The following is a 26,455-nucleotide window of genomic DNA, read 5'->3' as shown; positions in this document are numbered from 1 at the left end:
AAACGAGACCCCTAACGAACAACAGATGGATTGTATCAATACACACCTAATAAATACCAACCAGGAAGATATCGAAGTGCTTGAAGCGGTTCAGCGTGGTCAATCCTCTTTAGGTTATGAGAAGGGTCTCTTTATGATTAAATCAGAAGCGATTGAATGGGATCAAAGAATTGTTTATCACATGCAACAATTGACTAAAAAGGCATTATATTTTTAAGCTCATGTACATGTAAATGTTAAATTTAGAGACATTTTAACATGAGTTTGTGATCAACTGATTGCGGCACCTTTCTTGACTGATTCTCTCTGTTAGTCAAAATAGTTACATTTGTTTCAGTTAATTCCATTAGTCATACAATTGTAGAAAATTATGAGTCATAATGCTATGAAAACTAAACACATTGCTATGTGGGCTTGTTCGAGAAGTCGTTCAACTGCAATAACACGAGCATTTGAGCAGATTGATGATTGCATTATCTATGATGAACCTTTAAAGGGTTGCTGCTTTGTTAAGACTTTAACTGACTCTGATGATCGGATCAATTATGCACCAGATTATTTATCAAGACATCCCGACACTAATTATTCAAGCATGATTAAAAAATTAACTGGCGATCTACCAGAGGGAAAATCTTTTTCGTTTCAAAAACATATCTCAGATCATCTTCTTCCAGGATTTGACAGAAATTGGCTCTCTAAAGTTAAAAATTTATTTTTAATTCGAGACCCAAAAGAAACAATTCTTTCATACTGGAAAAACATTACAGCCAGCGGTTTCGATTGGGAGGATTGGGAATATCGTGTTGGCTGGGAAGAACATTATCAACTATTAAAATAAATTGAGGACTTAACAAAAGAAAAGCCTTTAGTCATTGACTCAGGCGATGTCGTCAAAAATCCTCGGGATTATTTAAAACTTTTATGCAGTCAATTAGGGGTTGATTTTTCAGAAAAGATGCTTTCTTTGCAGCCCAATAAAACGAAGGTTTTATCATGGGAAAATACAGTTTTTGAAAAGTTTAGTGAAAATGTTATTAACTCTACTGGTTTTTTTGATAAGCCTCAAGAGGATAATATTCCAGATATATTAGTGCCATGTATTAATAAAGCTATGCCGTTTTATGAAAAAATGTCTAAATATCGCCTCATTGTTTAGGAATATGAATCCCAGATTACCTAAGAAGCATCAAGTTACTAAAAAGTCCTTAGATTTTTAAGCTAAACCTCTTTACCCCTAACTAGAACCGGTTTCCAATTGTCTAACTTGATATTCTTGAGACCGTAAACTTCATGGGTTAGACCATTCTCCAGCATATTTTTGGTAAAAACCTTGGTATCTGCTTTAATATAACGACCGCCCACAGCCCAACGCTTGTGATCAGTAATATTATCAGCAGAACCATGCATTGCTCGTCCACAAAACAGATAGAATTGTCCAGCTTTGGCTGGAAGATATTTGATATTTTCAGCTTTAATTGTGTAGTCTAGCTCTATATCGTATTGACCGTAAACAATCCCTTGATCTCCTGAGTCGGTTTTTTTACCCTTGACTTTCATTGGATAAATTTCTTTCTGAGAGCCTGGAATTAATGCTAAGGAAGCTCGCTCTATAGGGGCATCAGTTAAAGCAATCCAGCAATCTACCTCGAACATTTCTTCCTCGTTGGTTGGCTCTAATATTGATTCTTTCATGTCAATACTGAGCCATGTGCTTTCCTGATGCCAACCACTACCTTTCGTATGGGGATCAATACCAAAATGATTACAATGCCATAGGAGTAGATCTGAGCCAAGGATTTGGGCACATCTTTCCGTAATAGCTGGATGCTTAAACAAATTTAGGTATACAGAATCCTCAAGATGACGTTCAAAGCCGTTGAGAAGCTTCACATAATATTTTTCCTTCTCGTTTAAATCATCAAAACAGTTACCCTTGCCATTGCCTCCAGAAGCTAATTCAAAATCTCCCCTGGAATAAGAAAATACCTTCGATTCAGTTTTAAGTAGCTCGACCAAATGCTCTTTAATCCCTTCGATTTCTTCTGGAGGCATCAGATCGAATGGCCCGATGTAAGCATTTTCATAGAAACAGCGAATGTCTTCTGCTGTCAATTGATATTGAGGATCAACAACTAGTTTAGGTTCGTAGGAATCTGGCTCTTGTAACTTGGAGTAATACTCAAAATATACCCTAGTTCCCCCTGACTTAAAGGCAACCCAAAACATATGATTGTTCCAGCCTCTAGGCAGTTTATCCCTAAAACTCTTAGGTAAAAGGGGCTGAAGGAATTCAAGTTTGACAAGCAGGTAAATTAAGATCAGCTTCAAACGATATAGAAAATGTGGCTGGTAGAGCATATTTGTTCCCTTATTCACATTACATTTATTAGTTATAGCAGTTCTGATATTAATGAGGGACGCACACCTATTTTTTCCCTGTTCCCTAAAATACCAAACTTGTGTATCTCACCTATTTTAAAATTGCTAGATATCGACTTTTTTTATTTTCCCTCAAACAACTCAGTGAGAATCTCTAAAGCCACCTGAATCTGATCGCTATTGATGATCAGGGGTGGGCAAAACCGAATTGCTGCTTTACCGCAACCGACTAGCAATAAACCCTTATAGAAAGCCCCATCCACAATGCGATTCCGTAGGTCTGGGTCGAGATTTCCATCGGCATCGATTAGATCGATTGCTATCATTAAACCCTTCCCCCGTGGCAAGGAAACCTGGTCAAATCGCTGTGCCAGTTCAGTTAGACCTGCGTGCAATACCTCTCCCATCTGGTGAGCATTATCGATCAGTTCTGCTTCTAATAGTTCCAAGGTGACATTGGCAGCAGCACAAGCTACTGGATTGCCCCCAAAGGTTGCAGCATGGGAGCCAGGAGGCCAGGTCATTAGTTCCGGTCTAGACAGGATAGCACCCAGAGGTAGACCACTGGCAATGCCTTTAGCCAGGGTAATAATGTCAGGCATTACCCCCCAGTGTTCAATGGCAAAAAGTTTCCCAGTCCGCCCCATTCCCGACTGAATCTCATCTACAATCATCAGGATACCGTGGCGAGAGCAAATCTGGCGAATCCGCTCCAAGAAGCCATCGGATGGTAGAATATAGCCCCCTTCTCCTTGAATTGGTTCGAGAACGATCGCAGCGACCTCCTCTGGTGGCAATACACTCGAGAAGAGTTTTTCTTCTAGATAATCAAGACTGCCATGGGTTCCATAGGGAATGTGTGTAACACCGGGAAGCAACGGTCCAAATCCTTGACGCTGCACGATTTTGGAACCTGTTAGAGACATCGCCCCATAGGTGCGCCCGTGAAATCCACCCTGGAAGGAAACTATTCGCGATCGCTTTGTATAGTAGCGGGCTAGTTTGATAGCACCTTCGATTGATTCTGCTCCAGAGTTGGTGAAACAAACACGGGCACGACCATCTACTGACTCTGGAAAAGGGGCACGTACAGCTAGATTTTCCGCTAGTTTCACCATCGGTTCATAATAAAAATCAGTTCCCGATATATGTAGGAGATTAGCTGCTTGGTTCTGTATTGCCTGAACCACTTGAGGATGAGCATGACCAGTTGCAGTTACCGCAATTCCTGCAGTAAAGTCTAGAAAAACATTGCCGTCCACATCTTCGACCATACAGCCCTCACCTCTGGCAGCTGCTAACGGGTAGCTGCGAGTATAGGAGGGGGAACTCACGACACGATCGCGTTCGATAAGCGCCCGGGCACGGGGGCCAGGCAAGGATGTTCTCAGTTGGGGAACCCGAGGCTGAGTGCGGTTGCTGGTAATGCTAAGCATTTTAGTAATCATTTTAAATTGCTAACAGAGCAATTATATTGGACTTTGGACAAAAAGGGGAGCTAGTTAGCGAGTGTTATTAGCTAACTAGCTCCCAAAAGAACAGGCGACAGAAATGATAAGATTGATAGCAGCTTCTCCAAACCGATTTCAATCCACATCCATTAGCTGATGCCCCAAAACAACCAGCGGTATTCGCATCTTATTTTGAAATACCTGCTGGATATGATAGTCATACGATAACTATTTTTGCTTATTAATAATTTTGAAATATTGGTAGTGATAAATAGGTAGTGATACAACATTAAATTTATCTTAAATAAGGCATTTTTTAATAGGCTAATATAGCAAGCTGTTAGTGGTACACAAGTAGTGATTTTAGCTCCCGTTATCTTGACCAAATCTTAGCCAAATCACTACATCTTTACCACTACCAAATACGTGAGCGGTTACTGGCTAGACGAGATCAACACAGGTAATCCAATATGGCTCGATTCCTCTCTAAAACCAGTTCTGAATAGACCGCAAGCTCCTCAACTTCAATAAAAATTCAAAACTTTAATACCAAGAATCTGACCTATGCAAATCACAATCGACCTACCTCCAGATCTCGAACAAGACCTCATCCGCCAAGCGGTTCAATCAAATGTCGGGATCCAAACCCTTGTTCTGCAAGCGTTACGCCAGCTAATCCAAACAGCACCTAGCTCTATTTCCCAGTGGTCGGATGCCGTATTGTCTTATGAAGGAATTCCTGACTTCCCGGCTTTCGAGTCCTATCGTGATCAACTCCTGCCACCTCGTGAACCGGAATTATTCTGATGCGATACCTTCTCGATACTTGCGTCATGCAGCGACTTTATTAAAGGTGAACCTGGTTTACAGACTGAAAACTGGCGGCAGCTATAAACGTGCTGGAGTGGAAGGGTGGCAGTTTTTGATTGAGTTTCACAAAGATATTCCCCAAGTAGCGGATAGTTTGGCTGCATTGCAAGTCGGTTTACTGGGGCATCATCTTTTTGGTACTAGGATGGCGTGCGATCGCATTCTCCCAAAACTGACCAAGCCCATACTTATAGCATGGTACGTCTCTAACCGCCTGCATTGTAACATTTATTTAATAATAATGATTATTATTAACAATAAAAATAATCATTATCACAATATACTGTTCCCTGGGAGGTTCAGGCAACTAAGTGTGAACCTCTGATAACTATTTTGTTGATTAGGGATATCAAGGAAAAGCCTATGTCACTGAACATTACTCCAGAGCTGTTGAAGCAGGCACAGGAGGGTGAGGTTAATCAAGAAGCTTTTATTGAGAGCATCAGGCAATCGTTACCTTATGCCTTTGGAATTGTCGAAGACCTGGCCAAGCGCTTGGCAGAGGGTGAAGCGGAATGGGTAGAGCATTCGGTACCACCACCAACTGAGCAAGATCGAGCCCAGCTACTGCGGATGATAGGTGGGGATGCGATTCGTGGTGCAGTCGAAGGTTATTTTGGGATCAAGTTAGCATTTCAAAACTGCCACAAAACCGCTATATTTCGTCCAGAAGCTTTAGAATCACCGGCTTATCAGGACTTTATTTCTATTCGCAGTCAAATTCTGAACCAGACACCAGAACTGATCCATTGTTAAAACTTAGCCAGAGGCTCTAGCTACTAGAGCCTAGGCGTCAAAATAGATATCATTAGATAGTAACCTCACATGTGACAGAGCCTTCAGCCAGCTCAAGGGGGGCAGGTTCAAGGTAGAGCTCAATAGCCTCACGCATATTTTCTATTGCTTCTACTTTAGTTTGACCACAGGAAGTACAACCAGGAAGTTCCGGGCACCAAGCTGCCCAGTCTCCGTTATCTAGATCAGGCTCAAGAATCACTCTCCATTTCATCAGACTTATCTGTAAACTCAGTATTAAAATTGGTCAGCATTCAGCCCTCAGCGGTCAGCTGTCAGCTTTTGAATAAAAGAGCTAAGCTTTGGCCACAGGCCAAGGGCTTTTGCCCAGACTTTCAATTCTCATTAATCTCGAACTATTAAAATCTCCCGTTCTCGTAGCGTGGCCATAGGCCTGCATAGGTTTATTTTAAGCATGATAGCTGATAGCTGAACCCTGACCGCTGACCGCTGACCGCACCTCAAGTAGCACCATCTGTAGCGCATATGCTTACAAAGCATCAGCGGTCAGCAAATAAGCTGAATGCTTAATACTGATCGCTGACAGCTAAACTAGAATAGAAGGTTAAATAATCTAATCGGTAATTCAATTAGGTTGAAAATACCGCTAGCAGGTCTGGAAATCCTTTCGACGTTGTCCGCAGTTTTTGCGACACCATCCCGTTTAACAATAATCACATCATTAGGCTGCAAGGTGGGATTAGTTTCCTCGTTAACTGGAGCAGTAAAATCGATTTCAATTTCTCTTTTTTCAACTGTGCCATTGCGATTCAGGCGAACTAATTCGACAGAACCCTTTTCAGCACGAACGTCATCAAATCCCCCAGCGGCAAGCAAGGCTTCATTCAGAGGAGAATTGGGCTTGACTTCCACATTACCAGGTCGTTGAACTTGACCAACCACATTGACCGGGATGGCAGCAGCAGAAAGGTTGGAATCTGCTAATGCCAATGCTACCTCTGGAGCAATTTCGTCAGCTTTGGTGACAAGAATTGTATCTCCCTCCTTTAAGAGGATATCCTGAGAGAGGTCACCCTGTCGCAACAATTGCCAAAAATCCAAGGCAATTTCTTGTTGTGTACCCCCTTGGGTCAAACGTCGCACTTTAACTTGGCGAACGTTAGCGTCTTGGGTAATGCCTCCAGCGATCGCGATCGCTTGGGTTACAGTTGGTGGTGCATTGGTGCTACGGATATCAGCACTACCGATGTTAATGTTGTTATTACCCAGAGTTTCTCCCTTGACCACATAAGCTCCTGGGTTAATCACTTCCCCGACCACAGCCACTTGAATCGGACGGCTGGCATTAGCTGCAAAACTGGCATTGGACAATAGACGGGTTTCCTCTGGGTTGATAGCAGTAGTAGTTCGGAGCAAGATTTCATCCCCATCCCGCAAGGTAACATCCTGCCTGATATCACTTCTGTTAATCAATTGCTGGAGATTGATATAATAAGTATTGCGCTGCCCAGAGCCTTCACGACGCCGAAGTTCTACTTGCTTAACGTCTGCTGTTAGGGTAGCCCCCCCAGCCAAATTAATCGCTTGAGTCAGGGAGGGAAATTGCTGTCCTTCATTCAGACCCATGGTATAGGCTCCAGGGCGACTCACTTCCCCAGCCACGGAAATTTTTAAAGGACGGGGTTTCACCAGACTCAAGGAAACTACTGGGCGTTTGATGTAAACTGAAAAGGCACTGGTGACGAGTTCGCTAGCTTGATCGAGAGTTTTTCCCCTTACAAATACACTACCAATCAAGGGTAAGTTAAGGGAACCGTTCACCAGTACTTGATACTGACCACTGTATTCATCAACATCAAAGATATTCAGATTAAGAACATCTCCAGCATCAAGGGTATAAGCTCTGTCTGGTGGTAAAGAGTTACGCACAGGGGGTGTGGCTGCTGATACCGTGTTACTCTGATTCACCTTAATGAAGTCAGCAATGGATGGTGGAGCTGGTACCTCGATCGGGGATGTTGAAGCTGGTACCTCGATCGGGGATGGTGGAGCTGGTACCTTGATTGAAGGGATTTGAGCTAGGCTAGGTTTAGGTAGGGTAATAGCGGAAACCACCAGTAAGCTTACACCCACCACTGGTCTAGTCAATCGTGGTTGTAGACTACTGTGATTCTTAGCAATTTCGCTTAATATATCAAGGGGTCTTTTTTTTCCTGGGTTAACTGTATTGTTCATAAACATATTGACTCTTGCTAGATAAAGACACACTAAATTGTTCAGAAAATCCGGAATATGTTGTGACTCAAGCCACCTCACCAATCTGTTTAGGGTTGTTTAGGGTTCATTGACGCTTCCCTTGGCCTGTCATGTGTAATTGGTTATTTGTAAGCATTCAGCTATCAGCGTGTCGCGTATCAGCTATCAGTTATCAGCTTATGGGCTATGGACAGGCTACTTGAGGTGCTTATGGGCATAGGGTAAGCAAAGGGAACAGCTTTTGAATAAGCGATGCAGAGGTGCGACCCGTGATGGCGAGCAATCCCTCGCCATCACGGAAAACGCACCATTACGGTCTTGGGGAGGCAGCGCGGCCAAAGGGGGTCTCCCCCATGAGCGACTGCCGTGGTTTCCCCCACTCGCTATTGCATCAAGACAACAGGTAAGCATTAGTTTAATCTGAGTTATGGAAAGCTGTTCCCGTAGCGTGAGCTAAAAGCTGACGGCTGACCGCTGACGGCACCTCAAGCAGCGTGCGCGTAGCGCATATGCTTACGGTTATTGGTGAGCTTGATCTGGTCTAGTGTTTCATCTCTTGATAGGCAACCTATAGGTAAAGCGCACTCACTACTATGACGTCTCTGATTGTGGTTGCGTCAATAATAACAATTGACAACTGACAATTGGTGAAGACATAGATTAGCCTGGTAGAGCGACATTGTTAAATATCCGTTATAGCGGTTTTTAATCTAGTAAGGTACAATTTTTTTGGTTTTAGGGAGCAGGGAGCAGGGAGAAGGGAGCAGGGAGAAGGGAGCAGGGAGCAGGGAGCAGGGAGCAGGGAGCAGGGAGCAGGGAGCAGGGAGCAGGGAGCAGGGAGCAGGGAGCAGGGAGCAGGGAAGAGGGAAAAAAATATGTGTACCTCATGAGGAGAAAAAGCGCTATATCGGTTTGTTCTACTTAGAGGATACTCGTAGCTGGAAAGTTCCCCATCTGACCAACTGCTGCTATAAGTAATTAGTCATACTTAATTCTTAATACCCACATAATAGCACTGACGCCAATCTGTTCCCCTTTGTCAACTCTAAGTCAGCAGGTTATACTTGACTAGTAGCTTGCCATTCATCAAGACAGAAGGGGGTATTATTTTTTTTTGGTGACGATTTAAAATAGAACCAAAGTTATTTAATAACACAAGATAATTTGTCGCCGTTGTCGGGAAAAGGTTACAGTAAATAAAAATTTACGAAAACAGTATCAACAAAATAGTTTTACAATAGTTATAATCAAAATAATTATAAGTGATGTTTGAAGTTATGGGGTAATTCACCTAGGTAATCAACTTAATTATCTCTATTTTTTTTTAGCTCTTGCCTCCGGTTTATAGTTTGACGAACGTAACGTTAATTTTTATCTCTATTTATATCTATCCCTATTTATATCCCTAAACAACTTAGCCTTAGCCATAATTCTCGACAATCTAGGATAATTAACTAAATTTAAAAGACTGTCGCTCAGGGCTATCAATTAGCATTATTGTTCTTTATTATAGTGTACACTTCGATTCATGATATCTAACATGGATAGTTAATATTAACATGACATGAATCGTTTATTTCCTGAGAAAAGTTAATGAAAAAGGCACTGGTTTGTGGAGTATCTGGTCAGGATGGAGCATATTTAGCAAAATTGCTCTTAGACAAAGGCTATACTGTCTGTGGCACATCACGGGATGCTCAAATGTCCTCCTTTAGGAACTTGGTGTATTTGGGTATCCGAGACCAAGTTAAGTTGGAATCAATGACACTGACGGATTTTCGTAGTGTATTGCAAGTGCTGACAAAATTCCAACCCTATGAAGTTTACAACTTGGCTGGGCAAAGTTCAGTGGGTTTGTCTTTTGGACAACCGGTAGAAACCCTAGAAAGCATAGCGACTGGCACGATTAATTTACTAGAGGCAATTCGCTTTACTGGTGCTCCCATTAAACTCTATAATGCTAGTTCTAGTGAGTGCTTTGGGGATACTGGAGACAAAGCCGCTGATGAACAGACTCCCTTTCGTCCCAGAAGTCCCTATGGTGTTGCTAAAGCAGCAGCGTTTTGGGAAGTAGCTAACTACCGTGAAGCCTATGGGTTATTTGCCTGCTCTGGTATTTTATTTAATCATGAGTCTCCCCTACGACCAGAACGATTTGTGACCCAAAAAATTGTTAGTGCTGCTTGTCGGATTGCTAACGGTAGTCAAGAGAAGCTTCGTTTGGGCAATATGGCAATTCAGCGTGACTGGGGTTGGGCTCCTGAATATGTTGAAGGAATGTATTTAATGCTACAGCAAGACCAGCCAGATGATTATGTAATAGCGACAGGGGAGAGTTATAAATTAGAAGATTTCGTGGCAACGGCGTTTGCTACAGTTGACTTGGACTGGCAAGAGCATGTGGTGACCGATAGCAACTTATTCCGACCGACTGATTTGGCTTTAGGGAAATCTAACCCAGCTAAGGCAAGGGATAAGTTAGGCTGGCAAGCCCAATACAAAATGCCGGATGTGGTGCGAATGATGGTGGAAGCTCGGTTGGAGAGTTTGTCTAAGTAAAGGGTAAAGGGTAAAGGGGAAAAAGGGACTGGGGACTGAGACGGTGATATAACTGGTGCTGCTGATATAACTCTGTCCCCATTACCCCATCACCCGATCACCCCATCACCCGATCACCCGATCACCAGCCTAAAATCCTCGTAGGGAAAAGGAGGTATTTTGGGCTACCTGTAGGGCTTGGACTAGTTGACCTAAAGAATACTTCAAATGGGAGCCAGCATCCACTGCTACCCAGCCTTGGGGAGTGGCATGCCGCCATTCAAAGTGTAGGTGGGGACCAGTAGAATTACCGGTGCTGCCAACCCGCCCAATTACAGTTCCTTTTTGTACCCATTCCCCAGGTTGGACAAAGATTTCTGATAGGTGAGCGTAGCGGCTTTCTTGGGTACCTTCCTCATGGCGCACCATAACGGTCAAACCGTAGCCACCTAAGAAGTCAGCTGTTACTACTTCACCATCAGCGGCAGCAACAACTGGAGTACCTAGGGGTGCTGCTATATCTGTACCAGCGTGGAAACGGCGATTACCGGAAATCGGATGAGTCCGCCAGCCGAATAGGGAGCTAATGGCAGAAGGAATCGTTACGGGGAACACAAAGCTGGATTGCCTGAAATTGGCCAGTCCTAAGGGTCGTTGGGTGAGATTGTAGTAGGCTAAGGCTGTAGGAAGTTTCCTGACAGACCGATTCCGCCGAGCAACGCTAATCCCACGAGGAACCCATTTAGCTGGACGACTCTTGGCAGGTTTGACTCGATTAAATCTGACCGGTTGAACTGAATTATATGAATTATATCTGACTGGTCGAACCGGATTATATCTAGCAGTTTGAGTACTAATTACTCGTGGTCTGGGTAATTGAGTTACTCTACGGTTCCGTCTACTTCCAGAGATAGCAATTGGTTGACGCCTCGGGGCAACACCACAATTCCCCCTGAGTTGCCCATTTCTGGCTACAGTCCGACAACCCCTTGACCGTTCAGTTAAAACAACTGCCGAGGGGCGAGTGTACCGTTTAGTGGCACCAACATTGTAGTTTGTGCGGTCAATATAGCTATTTTTAGCAGCGGTTTTTGGAACTCTAGGCTGTAATGCTACTGGATTGAGCTTGACTTTCGGTGGCTTGGCGACAGTGGCTTTAGCTGGTACAGAGAATTGGGTTCTACGCTGTACTCGTTTGACTGCGATCGCTTTTGTCCGGACAGATTTCCTAGCTGGTGGAGCAATCGGTTTCTTAACCTGGATAGGCACCGAGGGAGCTACTGATTTCCGGGCAACTTTTGGTGCTCGTGGGGCAATGGGTTTAGTGACCTTGGTTGCTGCTACTGGTTTTGAAGCAGCTTTTGCTGGGGCTGGTTTGGCCACTGGCACAGCTGGCACAGCAAAGGAGCTTGGGGGTGTAGGTTTAGGCAAAGCAGCAATAAGAGTTGGATCAAATGCTGCTTCCGTTATAGATTTGGTAGTGGTGTTGACTGATACAGCTTCTATGGGTGACTGAGTTTTGGCCACAACCATACCGCTGCTGAGGACACCAATACTACTCATCACACTCAGTCCATGGATGAGTTTTGGGCATCGGTAGAAAATGCTATACAGGGTGCTACCAGGGGAGTTTTCTTTGGTCATTTACGACTCACTAAATAATTACTACACAGTTATACTCGCTCGGCTCAGCCATCAGCCATAATTCCGGCGTTGCGTCAGTCTTGGAATGAATAGGAGTAGAGTGGGCATCCTGCCCGCCCGGAAACTGTAACGGGCAAGATGCCCATGCCACGGCAAGATGCCCATGCCACGGCAAGATGCCCATGCCACGGCAAGATGCCCATGCCACAGGTGCGACCGTTGGCGAATTAAATTCGCTATAGGTGCGCACCGTCAGGAACGGGCAAGATGCCCATTCCACAAAACTATTAAAATCATTCCATTATTAAGCAACGCCATAATTCCTGTTTTGTTGATTAGTTGATGCTTAACATTTGACCCTTAACCGTAAGAGTTCTCAACAACTACGATAGCCAAGACTGATTGTACCGGGCTTGAGCAAAATTTCTTTTGGGGTCGGAGTATCGTGTAGATGCACTCGCAGTTCGCCCCTAGGGGTTACCCCTGTTATGATGCCTGGATTTCCTTCTACCATGACCTGGCTTCCTTGATAATTGAATAGCGCTAGATATCGTGGTAGCAAACTATTCATTCCTTCCTCTGACCAGAGTTGATATCCGGACAGTAGTCCTTGTAAAACAATCGCAGCCAGCATTTCTATAGAAGTCACAGTGGCATAGGACTCGGGTTGCCAAAATGAGCGCAAATTGATGCCAGATTCCGGCACTTCATTGCTCCAGTTAATTCCGACACCCACAACGGCTTTGGTAATTTGACCCTGTTTGACACGGGTTTCTGTTAGAATACCTCCGAGTTTGCGTCCCTTAAGTAGTAGGTCATTTGGCCACTTCAGAGACACAGGCATAGCGTAAGCTCTCAAAGCTGTAGCAATTCCCCAAGCACTACACATGCTTAGCTGGGCGCTGTCCAATGCCTGTAACTTGGGAGCTAAAGCTAAGGATAAGTAGAGTCCACCTTTTGGAGATTGCCATTGTCGTCCCCACTGTCCCCGCCCTGCTGTCTGTTGCCCAGCAATAACCATGGTGGGAACTGTTGCACCTTGGTTGAGCAATTCCCAAAGGGTTTGGTTAGTGGATGGGAGAGTGTCAAAGACCTGTAGAGGAATTGGTGGAAATTGCCCCATGGCTGGGGAGTTGAGGGGCAACTGTTCCCTTACTGCTTCCAGAGCAATTTCAAACGCTTGTTGATTAAATGAGCTTTTATTCATTTAAATGATAAGCTCACGTAAATGATTATCTAGCGTGAAGGACATTTATCTCGGCAATAGACTTCTAGAGATTTAATTGTCGCTGAGTCGCGATAGTTCTGGGTTTGGTTATATTCTTTCAATGGTGAAGCATAAAGGCCAGAAAACTGATTATTAGTATCATTGACGGCTACTCCCATGCGAAAGGCTATATCTTCCGATAGGTTGGCAAAATTGACGTATTCCCGAGACTCGCTGGCATAGTTAAAGGACAAGGTAGCATCACCGTAAGTTTGCTCAGCTAGTTTGAGGGGTGTGCCAGGGCCAACACCTTTGGTGGTGCGATAGTTAGGATTTGTGGTGAATAACGCTTCCATTACGGTTGAATTACCCATAGGTGTTCCCATCGGGTAAAGAATATAGTATTGGGGTTGTCCTGATTGGATAACTGCGATCGCATCGAAACCGACAATAAACGGTGACTTCACCTCAAATTTTGCTTTATCCCCTAGGGATTGTTTCAGCTGTCCCAAGGTCATTCCCAACTTAGCCGGTCCAATTCCTTTAGGAGAGATAGTAAAGGCATCTGATGCTGGTGGAGACAGTTTGGTTGTGGACTTTGAACTGCCAGATTTAGATGTGTCCTCTAAATTAGGCGGGCTTGGCATCGGTTGGGAAACCGGTGTTTTCTTAGTTGATGGAGTAGGCGACGGGCTACAGCTCATCAGCACCATCAGCAAACTCGTGATTAACCATCGAGATTTCATCAAAAATTCACGGCTGGATACTCCCCTGACACCCCATTGGGGTTAAACCTGAGAGGTTGCGCCGCGCCTCCTACAAAACAATTAGTTGATCAGTTAATGAACATTTAACCTATATATTTTAATTGATCGCTGTTTTTTGACGATTGACGGTTAACTGTTAAATCTCAATAGTAACTCTCAACAAAAACAATAGGTGCGCTTTCCGCATCTAATTATTAAATTCGCCACGGGTCGCACCTCTAGCTATTTTCCTGAGTCAATAATTTCTTCCCGAATTATTTGTGCGGTAGCCGGAGCAAGGAGTACACCATTGCGATAATGACCTGTTGCTAGCCAAACATTATTGTAACCAGGCAGTTGATCAATAACAGGGGCAGGTCGTCCTTCTGGACGAGGGCGTAACCCGTACCATGTGTGGATAATTTCTGCTGTGGCTAGAGCAGGGCAAAATGCGATCGCATTCTGTCTGACCACCTCCAGTAAGGCTGGTTGTGCTTCTACATTACCTGCATCATCGGGAAACTCAACTGTTGCGCCCACCCAGTAGTCTTGCTTACCTACTGGCAAAATATGAACATCATCACGAGTAATCACTGGCTGAAAATCTTCATATCCCATGGGCTGTGGCAGCCGCAATTTTACTCCTTGTCCCAGTACTGGTTTGAGAGTCAGAGGCAGATCTCGACTAACTTGCAAGTCTTGTGGTTGGAGCATCTTAATCAGCCCAGATGAACCCAACCCAGCAGCCACTACTAGCCAATCTATCTCTAGGGTTCCAGAATCAGTAGAGATTTGGGAGCAATTGAGAGAATTGTTGAGATCGGAACCTATGGATTCAAAGCCTTTAACTGTGATTCCAAAATTAAACCTAACCCCATTGGCCTCAGCACCAGCCACTAATACTTGGGTTAGGGCAGTTGGATCAATTTGTAGGTCTTGGGGAGAATAGATTCCAGCAATAAATTTATCTTGACTCAGCTGAGGGCAACGGTGCTTAACTTGGGGAACATCCCAAATTTCTAATTGCCAACCTTGGGTGAGGCGAGTTTGTACTAGTTTTTCCCAAGAGGCCAAGTCCTCTCCAGGCAAACACAGCTTCAAGATACCGTTGCGATTGACTGGAATCTGGTATCCCGTGAGTGCCTCTAATTCAGGAATCAGGGTCTGATAGCGCTGGATACTGACTTGTCGCAGCTGCCACGCCCTACCCTTGACTTTTTTACTAATGGCACCCATCAGTACCCCTAAAGCAGCACCAGTAGAGCCTTGTGCTGGCAGATGCTGGTCGAGCACAGTGATACTTAGCCCATTTACCCGACTAAGTTCATATGCGATCGCTGCTCCAACGATACCGCATCCAATAATAGCGACTTTACTCACAATTTTATCGATAACTTTTTAACTAGTGGGAATTAGTTCCAAAAAGTTATCAAATTTTTTCAAGGCTGCTTCGTAGTTTTTGAGTGCTAGCTGGGAGTTGCGCTCTACAGAAGCTTCATCAATTTTCACCAAAGATTTCAACAATACTTCAGCCGCTTGCTTGGCTGCTTTCTGGTCTTTGGGAAGAAGTTGACCAGCCAGATAGTTACTGCTGCGCCCTAGATCTCCTAACGGACCATGGATAAATGAACTAATATCTACCCAGTTTTCGTCTTGAATGTTGGCTTCGAGAACTGGCATTTTCTCGCGAAGCTCAAGCACTCTAGTAGCACTTGTCTGGATTTGGGCAATTTTTTCAGGGGTGTAGGTAGGAGCGGTGGTGGCACTTGGGCTACCACAGCTGACCAAAAAGGTCATCACCATTGCCAGAATCACAGTCAGAATAGACCGATAACTTCTCATCATCATTGTTTGTTCGCTAGCCAACCTCTCGGGAAAACTACTTAAGGTTCTTGACACTCCCCGCCAGCTTATGAGCGGGGATTCTTAGTTCTACGACACGCCTTGTCTTGATGCAGTCGCTCATGGGGGAAACCCCCAAGACCGCTTAGGTGCGCTTTCCGTAGGCGAATTAAATTCGCCACGGGTCGCACCTCTGCATCGCTAAAATTAGTTATCCAGCAAAGGCAGTACTTAAGCCAAATACCCGTTTAAAAACGCGCATATCGAGCCTAATTTAACTAAACGAGCGTGGGCTTATCTCCCTAAGCGTTGGGTCTCCCCCGTTCCCGTGTGCCCCACGGTACGTTTAGTTTTAAAATTTTATTTTACTGGGGTTTCGGTATCTGTTAAGATCCATGCGTTTTGGCGAGGTATGCGCGCTCCTCGTGTACTAGTATCGCTTTACGTCGTTGTTTTAAATTGGCAGTACCGACGAATCCTGCCTGTACTAGGCTACATGTTTATTCTATCACACTTTACTTAAAAGCCGTCCTATAATAACGGGGCTTTAAACCCAAAATTTTTGGTCAAGTACTATAACCCAATATTGGTCACATCAAACGAAAAGTTTAATACCCAATAGGGCACCTTGACCACTGATTGCATCAAAGCTTACCAACCCAAGCACTACTTTCAGCAAGATCTTGGTTGGCGACATACTAATTAATTCACGAGCTGCTCAGGTAGAAGCTACTGACTGCTGTTTGCCTTTCTCAAGCTTGTATCTGAGCTGTATAAATGTCAGATTAACAAGTTTATACAAAAATTAGAATTGGTTTGAAGTTGAGAATATCAAATTGATTGGTATCATGGTAAAAGCTAATAATTGGGATAACAATTATTAATTTCTCGATCATGACGGATTTTTAGTTTTAATTAAAATCAAGTCAAATAAGACTATATTACTAGTTCAGCAATCGTTACTGATGGAAATATTGACTAAGGCTTAAGCTAAGTAATGATGAAATAAATTCGCCAACCCTGATCACAAGATATTCTACCAAGCTATCATAAAACAAAATGTGATTTATAGTACTAAAAAATCTTTGGCTCTCTTTTCTACTCTTCCCTACTCCCTACTCCCTACTCCCTACTCCCTACTCCCTACTCCCTAAAACTCCAATGAGCGATCGCAATATTATTACCACCGAAGCGGATAAGCGAGGTGGTAAACCTTGTATTCGACAGATGCGCATAACAGTTGATGACGTTTTAGGCTGGCTAGCAGCTGGTATGTCTCACGCCGAAATTGTCGATGACTTTCCAGAATTGACCGAAACAGACATTAAAGCTTGCCTAGAATTTGCTGCTGATCGCGACATCGTTTAATTGCCACGGATACTGAAAAATTCAAGCTTTGCGTCTTAGAAACGGCACCAGTATTTCACTAATTTCCTTCGACCAATGCTCCTGAGGGTAATGTCCAGCTTCCTCCAGCTTCACCAATTCCCCATTCTTAAGCTGATTAGCAAATTGCTCAGCTTGGTCAACCGGAAGCCAAGGGTCTTTGAGTCCCCAAACAATTAAGGTTGGTTTGTCCCAGTTGCGGAAACCTGATTCAATTTCTGCCATACACTTGTTCATCTGGATATTCTTGATTGTCGCTACCAGAGAACGTCCAGGATCGGAGCTTTTGAGGAAAGGCTTGCGATAGAGATCTAAATACTTGTCTTCAATGCGATAGCGAGACCCCCCTTCCAGACTTCGGTCAACTAACAGGGGGTCTTGGGTTAACATATCTCCGATGAATGGCCATCCCCATTGCTGCATCTTGCTGGGTAACTTGGCAGCCGACGAGACAGGTGTATTGAGAATCACTAGACGCTCAATCTGGTCTGAGTGACGCAAGGCATATTGAAGTCCCACTGAGGCGAGAAAGCCTTGGACAACTAAGGAAAACCTTTCGATTTCCAGCTGTTTAAGGAAATCGCCTAAGGCTTCAATGAACGCATCTGGTGTGTAAGGAAAGTCAAGCCGATCCGGTTTTGCGGATAATCCAGAACCGAGCCAATCTGGTGCGATCGCATCGTACCCTACTTTAGCTAAATCTGGCATGATCTCACACCAGCAAAAACTCTGGGATGGCAAGCCATGAAGCAGTACTACTGGCACTGGTTTACTATCGCCAACGGCTTTAGCTTCCCGATAGAACCATTCCCAAGACCCGACTTCTATAGATTGTTCACTGATGGACACGGTTGTTTTGCCTTTACGCTGTTGCTTGTCGTGTGGCAATCCTGATCGACTTGTGAACAATACTTCCCTTGAAAATAGTTCGTCAGTCCTGAGTGCTGAGTTTTGAGTAAGAACTGTGACTGTTCACTTTTCAGCTCGGATTGCTATATGAGCTTACCCCTGAGTGGGAATTTAGACAAGTGAGGACTCAGGTGCCAGACTTTTATGGCAAGGGGCATGTGTTGCAACCACATACAGATGTTTCTTGTGCAGCTGGGTATGCATTGGTCCACTGACCGTTCCAAAAAGCGCCATGGTCGGCACATGTATCTCCACAAATCTCAGGAGCATAAGTGTTATTGAGAATAGGTTCGATAGCTGGATAATCACAGCCGCAAGAATAATTCTCCCTAGCCTTCTCACGAATCGTGTTTTTCATTTTCCCTAGCCAGCTACGGCTTTGATCATTCACCTTGAACATAATAATATTCTGACCTTGGATGAGCCCAAACATATCACCATAAAGCGGGAACGATTGCTCAAGAGTCTGGAATATGCTGGGACGAGTGGCCATAAGATACTGGGGATAGGGATGACTTGCATCTGCTCCAATACTTGCAATCATCGTTGTGGAGGCTGCCATCGTATTAGCTAGCTTTACAGCAAAGTCACGTGTCCCCCTGTTTTTAGTTGTAGTATTTACACCAATCACATCAGCATAGAAAACTTCTGGATAGGATTGATCTTGATCTGATAACGGCATGACCTTGAAGCCAATGTTTTGCCGTGTGTTTTCACTCATGTTTGACATCGCTTCTGTATAGCCCATGAGTGCACGTCCCCAATCATTACTAAACCACTCTGCCTGCTGGTAGGGCTGCTGCTTGGGCTCCATAGAATCCGTTGCATTCTCATAGCTTGCCATCCCTAGCAACTCTTGCATGTTGTCTATCGCCTGGGAGTTAAGTTGGCATTCATTCTCAGGCAATGGGAAGGGATATTCTCCAGTCAAGCTATGGGCAATGTCTAGGTAAAGAGTAGCATTTGTCGTGCCACCAGCCATATCAAGCATCATGCCCCGAATATCGGGGGGAATCTCGCTGGTATAGGTGCATGAAGACAAAGCACTCTGAATTTCATCTAGGTTCGTTGCATTGGCAATCGCTGGATCATCTTGTCTATAAAATAAGATATTTGCACAACCAAGCTGGGGAATTGCGTAATACTCCCCACCTACCTTAACCCCATCTATTGCGTATTCAACGAAGTCCTCCAAGTTGTCGATTTCACTAGCCTGTATCGGTTCGAGCCAGTTTTTACTGCGAAAGTAGTCGAAAAACATGGCATCGAATACATAAACATCTGCATCTTCAGGAGGATTATTCGAGTAACCCCCATCCCAATCCTCCGAAGGAACGAAATTCAAGGGAACGTTTGGTTCAACCAAATCCCATTCAGCTTGTATTGCTGTTTGGAATTGCTCAAGCCGAGGAACGTATGGATACAGTGCAACCTTTAGCTCTGTAGCCAATGCTTCTCCTATTCCTAGAAGACTGATAGCCAAGGCTAAAATTAGGGTCAAGCTGAAATTAATTAGTTTTTTCATCACTATTTCATCACTACATATCTAGCCCCTTTTTTCCCTCGTGGATCAATCAGTGCCTGCTGAACTTGTTGACAATCAGTAGCAGGCAGCAGTGGCAAGGATTGCCGACTTGTTCGAGTTGAGTAACCCGGGGGAATCGAAGCCAAGAACCATTGGAAACCTTTATTCTGACATCGGTTCCCCTAGCATATTATGAGTTCATTTTTCTTGCGCTTACCCTGGAACACTTGGTTCTTCTTTTGATCAAATTACTAAATTTTACACTAAAAGTATAAATTTTTATAAATAATTGGGTAGATTTATCTTAGGTTGTAATAAAAAGATACAAATTACGTTACTAACTAGCAGTTAACCATAGGAGATTAGGCGTGAACGCAGCTGAACAAGCAATCGGCTTAGAAGTCACCACCAAAATTGCGGCTGTTGTGAATTTGTTTAAGTCTGAATTCCCTGATGCCAAGGCTGACCTCAAGCCTTGGACCAATGACCCGGAAACCCGAGAACTGGTGGATCCTAACTCCATTGACATTGGTTTTCACTTCCCTGGCTGGAGTAGACGCTTCCAAAGTCGAAGTATTTTGTTACAGATTCGGTTTCATAAAGACCACTTGGATCAATCTCATCGGCTGATTGGTTTGGAAGCGACCGCCTTTAACCATCAAGGAGAAGCTTGGCGACTGTCCACAGTGGAGCGTTGGCAAATTATCGGTAATTGTCAGCCATCAGCTGAAGTGGGGGAAAAGCTAAAACATTTCTGTCGTCAGGTGTTTGAGTTGTTTCTCTGATTGAACTTGTTGAATCTGGTTTCAAGCCAATAACCTTGGCCAAAAGGCCACGCTTTAGGCTTTGCCGACGCTGCGCGAAAGCCAACAACCTTCAACATTAAACCTTAAACCTTCAACATTAAACCTTAAACCTTCAACATTAAACCTTAAATCTGATATCCCCTTGGTGTAATCATCCAATCCTGATGAATATCAGTGCTTTGATTACCAATTAGCACCATAGTTAGCATATCAATGGGTATTTCCAGCATTTTGTCAAGAGTTGTGAGAGTGATGTTTTCATCGTCTCGATAGGCTGAAACCACAATGGCTACAGGGGTATCAGGCTTACGATGCTTGAGAAAAATCCGTTGTGCGATCGCAATCTGCTCAGTACGATTACGCGATCGCGGATTGTACAACGCAGTCACAAAATCTGCTGCGGCTGAGGCTTCTAGACGCTTTTCGATTACTGGCCAAGGGGTCAATAGGTCACTCAAACTAATGGCACAAAAATCATGCATCAGGGGTGCTCCCACACGAGAGGCAGCAGCTTGTAACGCTGTAATACCAGGAAATACTTGCACCTGGGGTGTCTTACCATCCCAGCCCCTAGAGCGCAATTCTTCTAGGACTAACCCCGCCATACCATAGATACCGCAGTCACCAGAGGAAACCACTGCTACCGTTAATCCCCACTCAGCCAGTTCAATAGCCCGTTTTGCTCGTTGGGTTTCTTGGGTAATTGGTAAGGCTTCGATAATTTGTCCTGGACGTCGCAAGGTTGAAATTAAATTGATATAGAGGGAGTAACCAATCACAGCATCAGCGCTGGATATAGCCGTTTTAGCGGCTGGGGTTATTTGGTCAAGATTTCCCGGACCGATACCCACTAGCAACAGTTTCCCCATACGTCCAGTGTATTCTACTGGGGATTGAGCAATCGCTACAGTTACTGCTCCTGGTTGATTAGCTGATTTGACTATTTGTTTGGGAACTAATAAGGGTTGAAGGTTAGTCGCTTGTAAGTTAGTCGCTTGTAGGTTAGAACCTTCAACCTTCAACTTGCTAACCTTGGCCAAAAGGCCACGCTTCGCGAACAACTTGCTAACCTTCAACCCTCTAGCGCCACAGAGAGCTGCTGCTTCGGCAACGCTGGGAGTACCAACTTCTGCCGCCACCACATCCGATGGGTTGGGTACGGTTACGGAACGGAGTACGTCAGCTGGGAAAGTGCGTAAAGGCCAATGGCGCTCTTGGCACAATTGGACTATGCCGACTTCATCGGCTTTGCGGTCAATAGTAGCAATTCCTGCGATCGCATTTTCTGATAAACCATAACCCTCACAGGTCTGCCGAATCGCCATTTCAATCAACTGCTTCGATGTTCCTCGCTCACAGCCAATTCCCACCCACATTACCCGTGGATACCACTGCACGTTTGGTAAATCCGATTCTGGAGAAAATTGCTGGTGGGTGGGACTAATCCAAATCCTGGCTTTAGGTGAGATCGACTCGGATTCACTTGTAGCGCTATCCTCTGGAAATCCGAAATAAAAAGGATGTCCATCTCTAAGATGAGCTTGCCAAAGAGTGGAACCAGCCTCTTGAATTACCTGTACTATTTCCCCACGGGCAACCACAGCACTGACTCTAGTCCAATCCCCTTTTCCCCGATACCAGCCAAAGGGAATACCTAAGACATCAACTCCAGGTAGACCTAAATCCGCTGCTGCTCCCGTTAAAATAGGCGTTGAGTCGAGTTGGGAAGCAATTAACCGTGTCAGTTGATCTGCCCCCCCTTGATGACCACTACACAAACTAATTACAAAACCTCCCCCTTGATCAACTACCACAACTGCTGGATCACTGGACTTATCCGTTAACAAAGGAGCAATTAAGCGCACCGCTGCTCCGGCTGCCAAACAAAACACCAAAGCACGGTGGTTTGGCCAGAGGGAGGCAATGTGGTCTTTGAGAGAACCCTTGTAGACAGCAACCTGTTCTAGGGTGCTCAGAGAATTCGGTACCCAAAGAGTTGCACCAGTAGTTTGACACAGGGGTTGCAGGATTTGAGCCCCAGTAGGAGTGGTAGCGATCGCAGCTAGGGGTTGGAAATTTTCAAAAACCGATGCCATCATGAAAGAAATAAACGTTAACTAGGGCAGATCAAGATACCCAGCTTTACTCTTAAAATAGAATATTCCCGCTTGCTGTTTATCGGTTCCTCGATTCCCAAACAAGCCTAAAAATACCCCAGCTAATAATAACTGATATACTGACGAACTTAGTAGTGTTTTTTTTCAATAGTTTACAGTTAACATTTTGATAAATACCAAGTAACTTAAAATCTGATATAATCCTAATTTATTATTAATTATATTATTACAATTCAACCGCCATACTCTAGATAACATTTATAACTATATCATCAAACTCAATACTGATTTATGTTCACACTAAAAAATAATCACATCTCTTTACTAAATAACAAGCTGCTAACCTTCAAGCTACTTTAAAATTAGATTTTCTATTATGTCACTTTCTATTGCTTATCTCGGACCACCAGGAACTTATACAGAAGCCGCTGCCACAGCTTATGCTGAGCGACTCCAGAAACAACAGGGTCAGCAATCCCTCTTGTGTGCTTATCCCAGCATTGGCCAAACCTTACAGTCAGTAGCTAACCAACAAGCTGATCTAGCAGTGGTACCTGTAGAGAATTCCATTGAAGGCAGTGTCGCCATGACACTAGATCGGCTTTGGCAACTAGATCAGCTACAAATCCAACAGGCTCTGGTTTTGCCCATCAGACATTGTCTGATGTCACGGGCATCAACCATAGCAGACATTAAAACTGTTTATTCCCATCCCCAAGCCCTGGCTCAGTGTCAGGGGTGGTTAGAGCATTTTCTGCCATCAGTGCAACTGGTACCTACCAACTCCACTACTGAAGCGCTACAGTTTTTGGACAAAGATCACAATGCAGCAGCGATCGCTTCTCAACGAGCAGCAAAGCTTTACACTCTACCAGTACTGGCATCTAACATTAATGACTATCCCGATAATTTCACCCGGTTTTGGGTGCTGAGTTTAAAGCCATCTCCTGGAGGTAGTCATACCTCCTTAGCATTTAGTCCTCCTGCTAATATACCTGGATCCTTGTCTAAACCACTCCAGGTGTTTGCCCGTCGAGGTATTAATTTAAGTCGGATTGAGTCTCGTCCCACCAAACGATTACTTGGTGAGTACATATTCTTTATTGAACTGGAATCAGATCTGTATACACCATTATTTAAAGCTGCTCTTGAGGAAATAATTCCTGATCAGGAAATCCTCAAGATTTTTGGCAGCTACACCCTCATAAATGTTGATAATTTTACTTTCAACAGTTAACCGTCAACCGTGAACAAAACTGTTATAGCAGTTATTAATTGGGTGAGGTACTTTCGTTCTGGGTTAATGGAAGTAGGGAGTCGGGAGTCGGGAGTCGGGAGTCGAGAGCAGCGGATCTGGCCAAAAATCCTGTGTACCTCATAGCTATGAGAAACGCTACAATTAAAGCTTAAGTCAATGCATCTTTGAGTACAGTGCGTGCTGCTAAGTGATTGCGAGTTGAAGTGAGAATTTCTGTTTCCCGTTCTAGACGTTTTTCCGTGTCCAGGGTCTCTAAAAGTGCCTGCTGTTCTAAGGCTACGCCATACAGATTGCTAGCAACCCAGTAAGACAACTCAATCGGTAGATCGGGCAGGTCTTCTGGTAGCTCAATTTTCTGGTTGGTCAACTTAGCGGAAAGACGCACAACATCCCGCAATAACTGTGCGACGTCTTTTGCCTTTGGTTTGAGGTCTTTAGCAGGTGGCTGGTCTTCAATCCATTCCACTAGTCCAACCCTATAGGGTTTTTCACGAACGTACTCTAAGAGCCGAAACCGCTGCTGACCTAAAGTTACTATTTTCATCCGGTCATCGGGAAGACGCTGAAAGTGGATAACTTCAGCGCAACAGCCAACTGTAGCTGGTTCCTGTTTAACAGGATCCCACATTAAGACACCAAATCTGCGATCGCTATCCAAAATCGTGTTCATCATGATTCGGTAGCGAAATTCAAAAATGTGTAACGGCAGAGGGCGTCCAGGAAATAAAACTACTTCAGGTAGGGGAAATATGGGGAGTTCTCTGACAGCAATCGAGGATGAGGATACCATTGTGCCTGGGTTAAAAAGGTAACTTCGCTTATTTACATACTTTAACGGATTTTGTGTTTGACACTCCACGGCATAATTCTTCCTGTAGTCTTTTGTAGTGACCTAGCTACACTCGCGAGGCTAGGGGAGTGTAGGCTTGAGCTCCTCAGCAATAGCAGTCATAACTTACTACTCTGACAGCAGACCTGTAGGCTAAAGCATCCTGCGATACAACAGTATCAGGTCTTGATAATTGTGTATGATCCAGCCAATGAGGTGATTGTTGAATGGAGAAAGTAGCTCAATACCGCGAGTAGGTTCAGAGATTACTGAACCAGTACGCCCAGGATGATGTTTCTAATGATGAGGTGGAAGTACAACTAATTTTTGACACTGTTCGGGATCATTACCAGTGGATGAATGTGGGTTGGGAAGATTTGAATCGGATTTACCGTTCTATCGTTCATTTAGATATCAAAGACGGCAAAATTTGGCTTTTCCCAGAGTTGGTCTCGCGCCGCTAGCCTCAAGGCCGTTAGCCTTCCATCTATTGGTGTGCTTCAAAGCTCGCTGTAATTGATAAGCTGATTAAAATCTGAATAAATAAGTTTTTGTGGTATGGTTATTCGAGCAATTTTTCAGTCTACCAAAGTAGAAGATGCTTCCTCTCCATATGACACCATTCATTTGAAAGTTTTCTATCCAGCCCTGATGTCAGGCAGCGATCAGGAACAAAATATGGGTATTGTTCCTGCTGATCCTCAGCAGTCTCCCTTCAAAGTCGTCATTTTCTTTAATGGCATAAACTGTAGTCCGGAAGTATATCAGTGGCTTGCTATTAAGTTGGCAGAACGTGGGCTTGTGGTTGTCACTTTCTCCTGGGTTGCCGAAAACTTACCTGGTATAGTAGGTCTGACTCCAGGTGTTGACATCGCAATGTGGGCTCCAAACACCTATGGTTCAGCTCCAACAGCCTCTGCTTTACCAAGCCTATTGGTAGCATTAGAGAAATTACAACTTAACGGAGTTCTAGCTGGCCTGCTTGATTTAAAACACATCATTCTAGGAGGACACTCCGCTGGGGGCAGAGTTGCAATTGAAAGTGCAAATCCACGCTTCTTTCCACAAATTGTGGCTTCTTTTGCCTATGGTGCACATACAGCAGGAGGAAAGCAACTAGGATATCCATCGGGCAAAATCTTACCTTTACCTGATGCTTTACCATTAATGCTGATTGGAGGAACCTGTGATGGAGTTATTGCCAACAGCAGCCACCGCTATGGAGTAACTTGGGAACAAGCAACCACTCCAGTGTTACGCACTTTTAGAGAATCGATCTCAGGGGGCAGAGACGATAGTTATCTGCTACTTCTAGAGGGAGCCAATCATTTCTCTATTGCTTATCCATCTGATTCCACTACTGGTAGAGCTTTCCTAGACTATCCAGCATCTCAACCGGAAGACCTACTACGGAATTTGCTAGCAGAAACAATTGGTTTATTCATTGATGCTCATGTTTCCCATCAACCTCAAGCCTTGTCAGCAATCAATCAATACTTAAGTTCTGAGAACCCTTTGATTGCCTCCTTTGAACGGAAGTAATTTAAATTAATTTAGTGAGATTGTTGGGTTACTTAACTTAACCTAACCTAGCAGCGGGCTTGATCGCACTGTGTTACATTTTGACCGAAAAGTCTAAGGGCGCAAGCCCCTTGCTTCTAGCCATGGGGTAAGCCCGCAGGGAATTTATCCCTTTTCTGTCACTTTCCGAATTCAATGATTAACAAATAAGCCAGATTATCCAGAATAAAAAAAGGATTGACATTGATTAATTTCACTAATTAGCTGATTCAATCCCAGGCCTAACTTCTGGGGGGGCGACGAAAATAGTTATAAAGCAGACAGGACAAGCGATTTAGCTCTCATTCCTCGTAAATAATACTTCCATTTATTACGATTAAGTCTCATTAATTCTCGTACTAAATTAATACACTCA

The 26,455-nt window shown here is 44.2% G+C and carries 24 protein-coding genes and 2 pseudogenes; 11 read left to right on the top strand and 15 right to left on the bottom strand.

Features of this window, described 5'->3' with window-relative positions:
- The first annotated feature begins 25 nt into the window (after positions 1–25).
- Together F6K64_RS12710 and F6K64_RS12705 are read left to right on the top strand one after the other, a co-directional pair.
- On the top strand, positions 26–217 hold the full coding sequence (locus F6K64_RS12710; protein WP_071106971.1) for an SRPBCC family protein: 192 nt from the start codon (positions 26–28) through the stop codon (positions 215–217).
- A 153-nt stretch (positions 218–370) separates the two neighbouring features.
- Positions 371–1,156: pseudogene (locus tag F6K64_RS12705) on the top strand (sulfotransferase-like domain-containing protein).
- Between the two features lie 62 nt (positions 1,157–1,218).
- On the opposite strand, the gene F6K64_RS12700 reads toward F6K64_RS12705, so the two are convergent.
- Both F6K64_RS12700 and F6K64_RS12695 read right to left on the bottom strand, forming a co-directional pair.
- Positions 1,219–2,226 carry a phytanoyl-CoA dioxygenase family protein gene (locus F6K64_RS12700; RefSeq protein WP_158026788.1) on the bottom strand — a complete coding sequence of 336 codons (1,008 nt, stop codon included), beginning with the start codon at positions 2,224–2,226 and terminating at the stop codon, positions 1,219–1,221.
- Between the two features lie 275 nt (positions 2,227–2,501).
- Complete coding sequence (locus tag F6K64_RS12695; RefSeq protein WP_071108091.1) at positions 2,502–3,815, bottom strand: acetyl ornithine aminotransferase family protein; 1,314 nt, start codon at positions 3,813–3,815, stop codon at positions 2,502–2,504.
- Between the two features lie 579 nt (positions 3,816–4,394).
- Between F6K64_RS12695 and F6K64_RS12690 the strand changes: the two genes are divergently transcribed.
- Both F6K64_RS12690 and F6K64_RS12685 read left to right on the top strand, forming a co-directional pair.
- A complete protein-coding gene (locus tag F6K64_RS12690; protein ID WP_008179649.1) occupies positions 4,395–4,637 on the top strand; it encodes a hypothetical protein in 243 nt (80 codons plus the stop codon).
- A gap of 426 nt (positions 4,638–5,063) precedes the next feature.
- Entirely contained in the window at positions 5,064–5,456 is a 393-nt protein-coding gene (locus tag F6K64_RS12685; protein WP_071106966.1) for an SCO5389 family protein, read from the top strand.
- A gap of 52 nt (positions 5,457–5,508) precedes the next feature.
- On the opposite strand, the gene F6K64_RS12680 is transcribed toward F6K64_RS12685, so the two are convergent.
- Entirely contained in the window at positions 5,509–5,709 is a 201-nt protein-coding gene (locus tag F6K64_RS12680; protein ID WP_071106965.1) for a type II toxin-antitoxin system HicB family antitoxin, read from the bottom strand.
- A gap of 338 nt (positions 5,710–6,047) precedes the next feature.
- Entirely contained in the window at positions 6,048–7,691 is a 1,644-nt protein-coding gene (locus tag F6K64_RS12675; RefSeq protein ID WP_083374227.1) for an SLBB domain-containing protein, read from the bottom strand.
- Positions 7,692–7,981: 290 nt separating this feature from the next.
- Between F6K64_RS12675 and F6K64_RS12670 the strand changes: the two genes are divergently transcribed.
- On the top strand, positions 7,982–8,119 hold the full coding sequence (locus F6K64_RS12670) for a hypothetical protein (RefSeq protein ID WP_287265511.1): 138 nt from the start codon (positions 7,982–7,984) through the stop codon (positions 8,117–8,119).
- A gap of 328 nt (positions 8,120–8,447) precedes the next feature.
- On the opposite strand, the gene F6K64_RS12665 is transcribed toward F6K64_RS12670, so the two are convergent.
- Positions 8,448–8,600: a hypothetical protein gene (locus F6K64_RS12665; RefSeq protein ID WP_287265509.1), complete on the bottom strand. Its 153-nt coding sequence runs from the start codon at positions 8,598–8,600 to the stop codon at positions 8,448–8,450.
- 705 nt (positions 8,601–9,305) lie between these two features.
- Between F6K64_RS12665 and F6K64_RS12660 the strand changes: the two genes are divergently transcribed.
- On the top strand, positions 9,306–10,271 hold the full coding sequence (locus F6K64_RS12660; RefSeq protein WP_071106964.1) for a GDP-mannose 4,6-dehydratase: 966 nt from the start codon (positions 9,306–9,308) through the stop codon (positions 10,269–10,271).
- A 129-nt stretch (positions 10,272–10,400) separates the two neighbouring features.
- Here the strand turns inward: F6K64_RS12660 and F6K64_RS12655 are convergent, their stop codons facing one another.
- The 6 genes from F6K64_RS12655 to psbQ form a co-directional block, all read right to left on the bottom strand.
- A complete protein-coding gene (locus F6K64_RS12655; RefSeq protein ID WP_008185431.1) occupies positions 10,401–11,894 on the bottom strand; it encodes a M23 family metallopeptidase in 1,494 nt (497 codons plus the stop codon).
- 10 nt (positions 11,895–11,904) lie between these two features.
- The gene (locus tag F6K64_RS12650) at positions 11,905–12,174 is read right to left on the bottom strand and encodes a hypothetical protein (protein ID WP_131827241.1); all 270 of its coding nucleotides are present in this window, start codon (positions 12,172–12,174) and stop codon (positions 11,905–11,907) included.
- Positions 12,175–12,270: 96 nt separating this feature from the next.
- Entirely contained in the window at positions 12,271–13,101 is an 831-nt protein-coding gene (locus F6K64_RS12645) for a biotin--[acetyl-CoA-carboxylase] ligase (RefSeq protein WP_008185433.1), read from the bottom strand.
- A gap of 29 nt (positions 13,102–13,130) precedes the next feature.
- On the bottom strand, positions 13,131–13,847 hold the full coding sequence (locus F6K64_RS12640) for a hypothetical protein (protein ID WP_229414541.1): 717 nt from the start codon (positions 13,845–13,847) through the stop codon (positions 13,131–13,133).
- Positions 13,848–14,090: 243 nt separating this feature from the next.
- Complete coding sequence (locus F6K64_RS12635) at positions 14,091–15,227, bottom strand: NAD(P)/FAD-dependent oxidoreductase (protein ID WP_008185439.1); 1,137 nt, start codon at positions 15,225–15,227, stop codon at positions 14,091–14,093.
- Between the two features lie 18 nt (positions 15,228–15,245).
- Positions 15,246–15,746: a photosystem II protein PsbQ gene (gene psbQ / locus F6K64_RS12630; protein WP_229414543.1), complete on the bottom strand. Its 501-nt coding sequence runs from the start codon at positions 15,744–15,746 to the stop codon at positions 15,246–15,248.
- 1,104 nt (positions 15,747–16,850) lie between these two features.
- Here psbQ and F6K64_RS12625 point away from each other — a divergent pair.
- On the top strand, positions 16,851–17,057 hold the full coding sequence (locus F6K64_RS12625; protein ID WP_008185444.1) for a DUF433 domain-containing protein: 207 nt from the start codon (positions 16,851–16,853) through the stop codon (positions 17,055–17,057).
- A 21-nt stretch (positions 17,058–17,078) separates the two neighbouring features.
- Here F6K64_RS12625 and F6K64_RS12620 read toward each other — a convergent pair whose 3' ends face one another.
- Both F6K64_RS12620 and bcmE read right to left on the bottom strand, forming a co-directional pair.
- Positions 17,079–17,924 carry an alpha/beta fold hydrolase gene (locus F6K64_RS12620; protein WP_008185446.1) on the bottom strand — a complete coding sequence of 282 codons (846 nt, stop codon included), beginning with the start codon at positions 17,922–17,924 and terminating at the stop codon, positions 17,079–17,081.
- Positions 17,925–18,126: 202 nt separating this feature from the next.
- Positions 18,127–19,509 (bottom strand): thiamine pyridinylase, encoded by a 1,383-nt coding sequence (gene bcmE, locus F6K64_RS12615; RefSeq protein WP_008185449.1) that lies wholly within the window; start codon positions 19,507–19,509, stop codon positions 18,127–18,129.
- Between the two features lie 368 nt (positions 19,510–19,877).
- Between bcmE and F6K64_RS12610 the strand changes: the two genes are divergently transcribed.
- Positions 19,878–20,294, top strand: a complete 417-nt coding sequence (locus F6K64_RS12610; protein WP_008185450.1) for a Tery_1686 family protein — start codon at positions 19,878–19,880, stop codon at positions 20,292–20,294.
- A gap of 146 nt (positions 20,295–20,440) precedes the next feature.
- Here the strand turns inward: F6K64_RS12610 and cobJ are convergent, their stop codons facing one another.
- Positions 20,441–22,411, bottom strand: coding sequence for a precorrin-3B C(17)-methyltransferase (cobJ, locus tag F6K64_RS12605; RefSeq protein WP_008185453.1), 1,971 nt, complete (start codon positions 22,409–22,411; stop codon positions 20,441–20,443).
- 397 nt (positions 22,412–22,808) lie between these two features.
- On the opposite strand from cobJ, the gene pheA reads away from it, so the two are divergent.
- Entirely contained in the window at positions 22,809–23,669 is an 861-nt protein-coding gene (pheA, locus tag F6K64_RS12600) for a prephenate dehydratase (RefSeq protein WP_008185455.1), read from the top strand.
- A gap of 169 nt (positions 23,670–23,838) precedes the next feature.
- Here the strand turns inward: pheA and F6K64_RS12595 are convergent, their stop codons facing one another.
- On the bottom strand, positions 23,839–24,480 hold the full coding sequence (locus F6K64_RS12595) for an LON peptidase substrate-binding domain-containing protein (RefSeq protein WP_008185458.1): 642 nt from the start codon (positions 24,478–24,480) through the stop codon (positions 23,839–23,841).
- 308 nt (positions 24,481–24,788) lie between these two features.
- Here F6K64_RS12595 and F6K64_RS12590 point away from each other — a divergent pair.
- Together F6K64_RS12590 and F6K64_RS12585 are read left to right on the top strand one after the other, a co-directional pair.
- Positions 24,789–24,956: pseudogene (locus F6K64_RS12590) on the top strand (element excision factor XisI family protein); the annotation flags it as partial.
- A 121-nt stretch (positions 24,957–25,077) separates the two neighbouring features.
- Positions 25,078–26,061 carry an alpha/beta hydrolase family protein gene (locus tag F6K64_RS12585; protein ID WP_008185462.1) on the top strand — a complete coding sequence of 328 codons (984 nt, stop codon included), beginning with the start codon at positions 25,078–25,080 and terminating at the stop codon, positions 26,059–26,061.
- Positions 26,062–26,455: the final 394 nt, after the last annotated feature.

Origin of the sequence: Moorena sp. SIO3A2 (assembly GCF_010672265.1) — a bacterium.
GTDB lineage: Bacteria > Cyanobacteriota > Cyanobacteriia > Cyanobacteriales > Coleofasciculaceae > Moorena > Moorena producens.
Note: the sequence above shows the minus strand (reverse complement) of the source record. Positions and strands in the feature narration are given on the sequence as shown.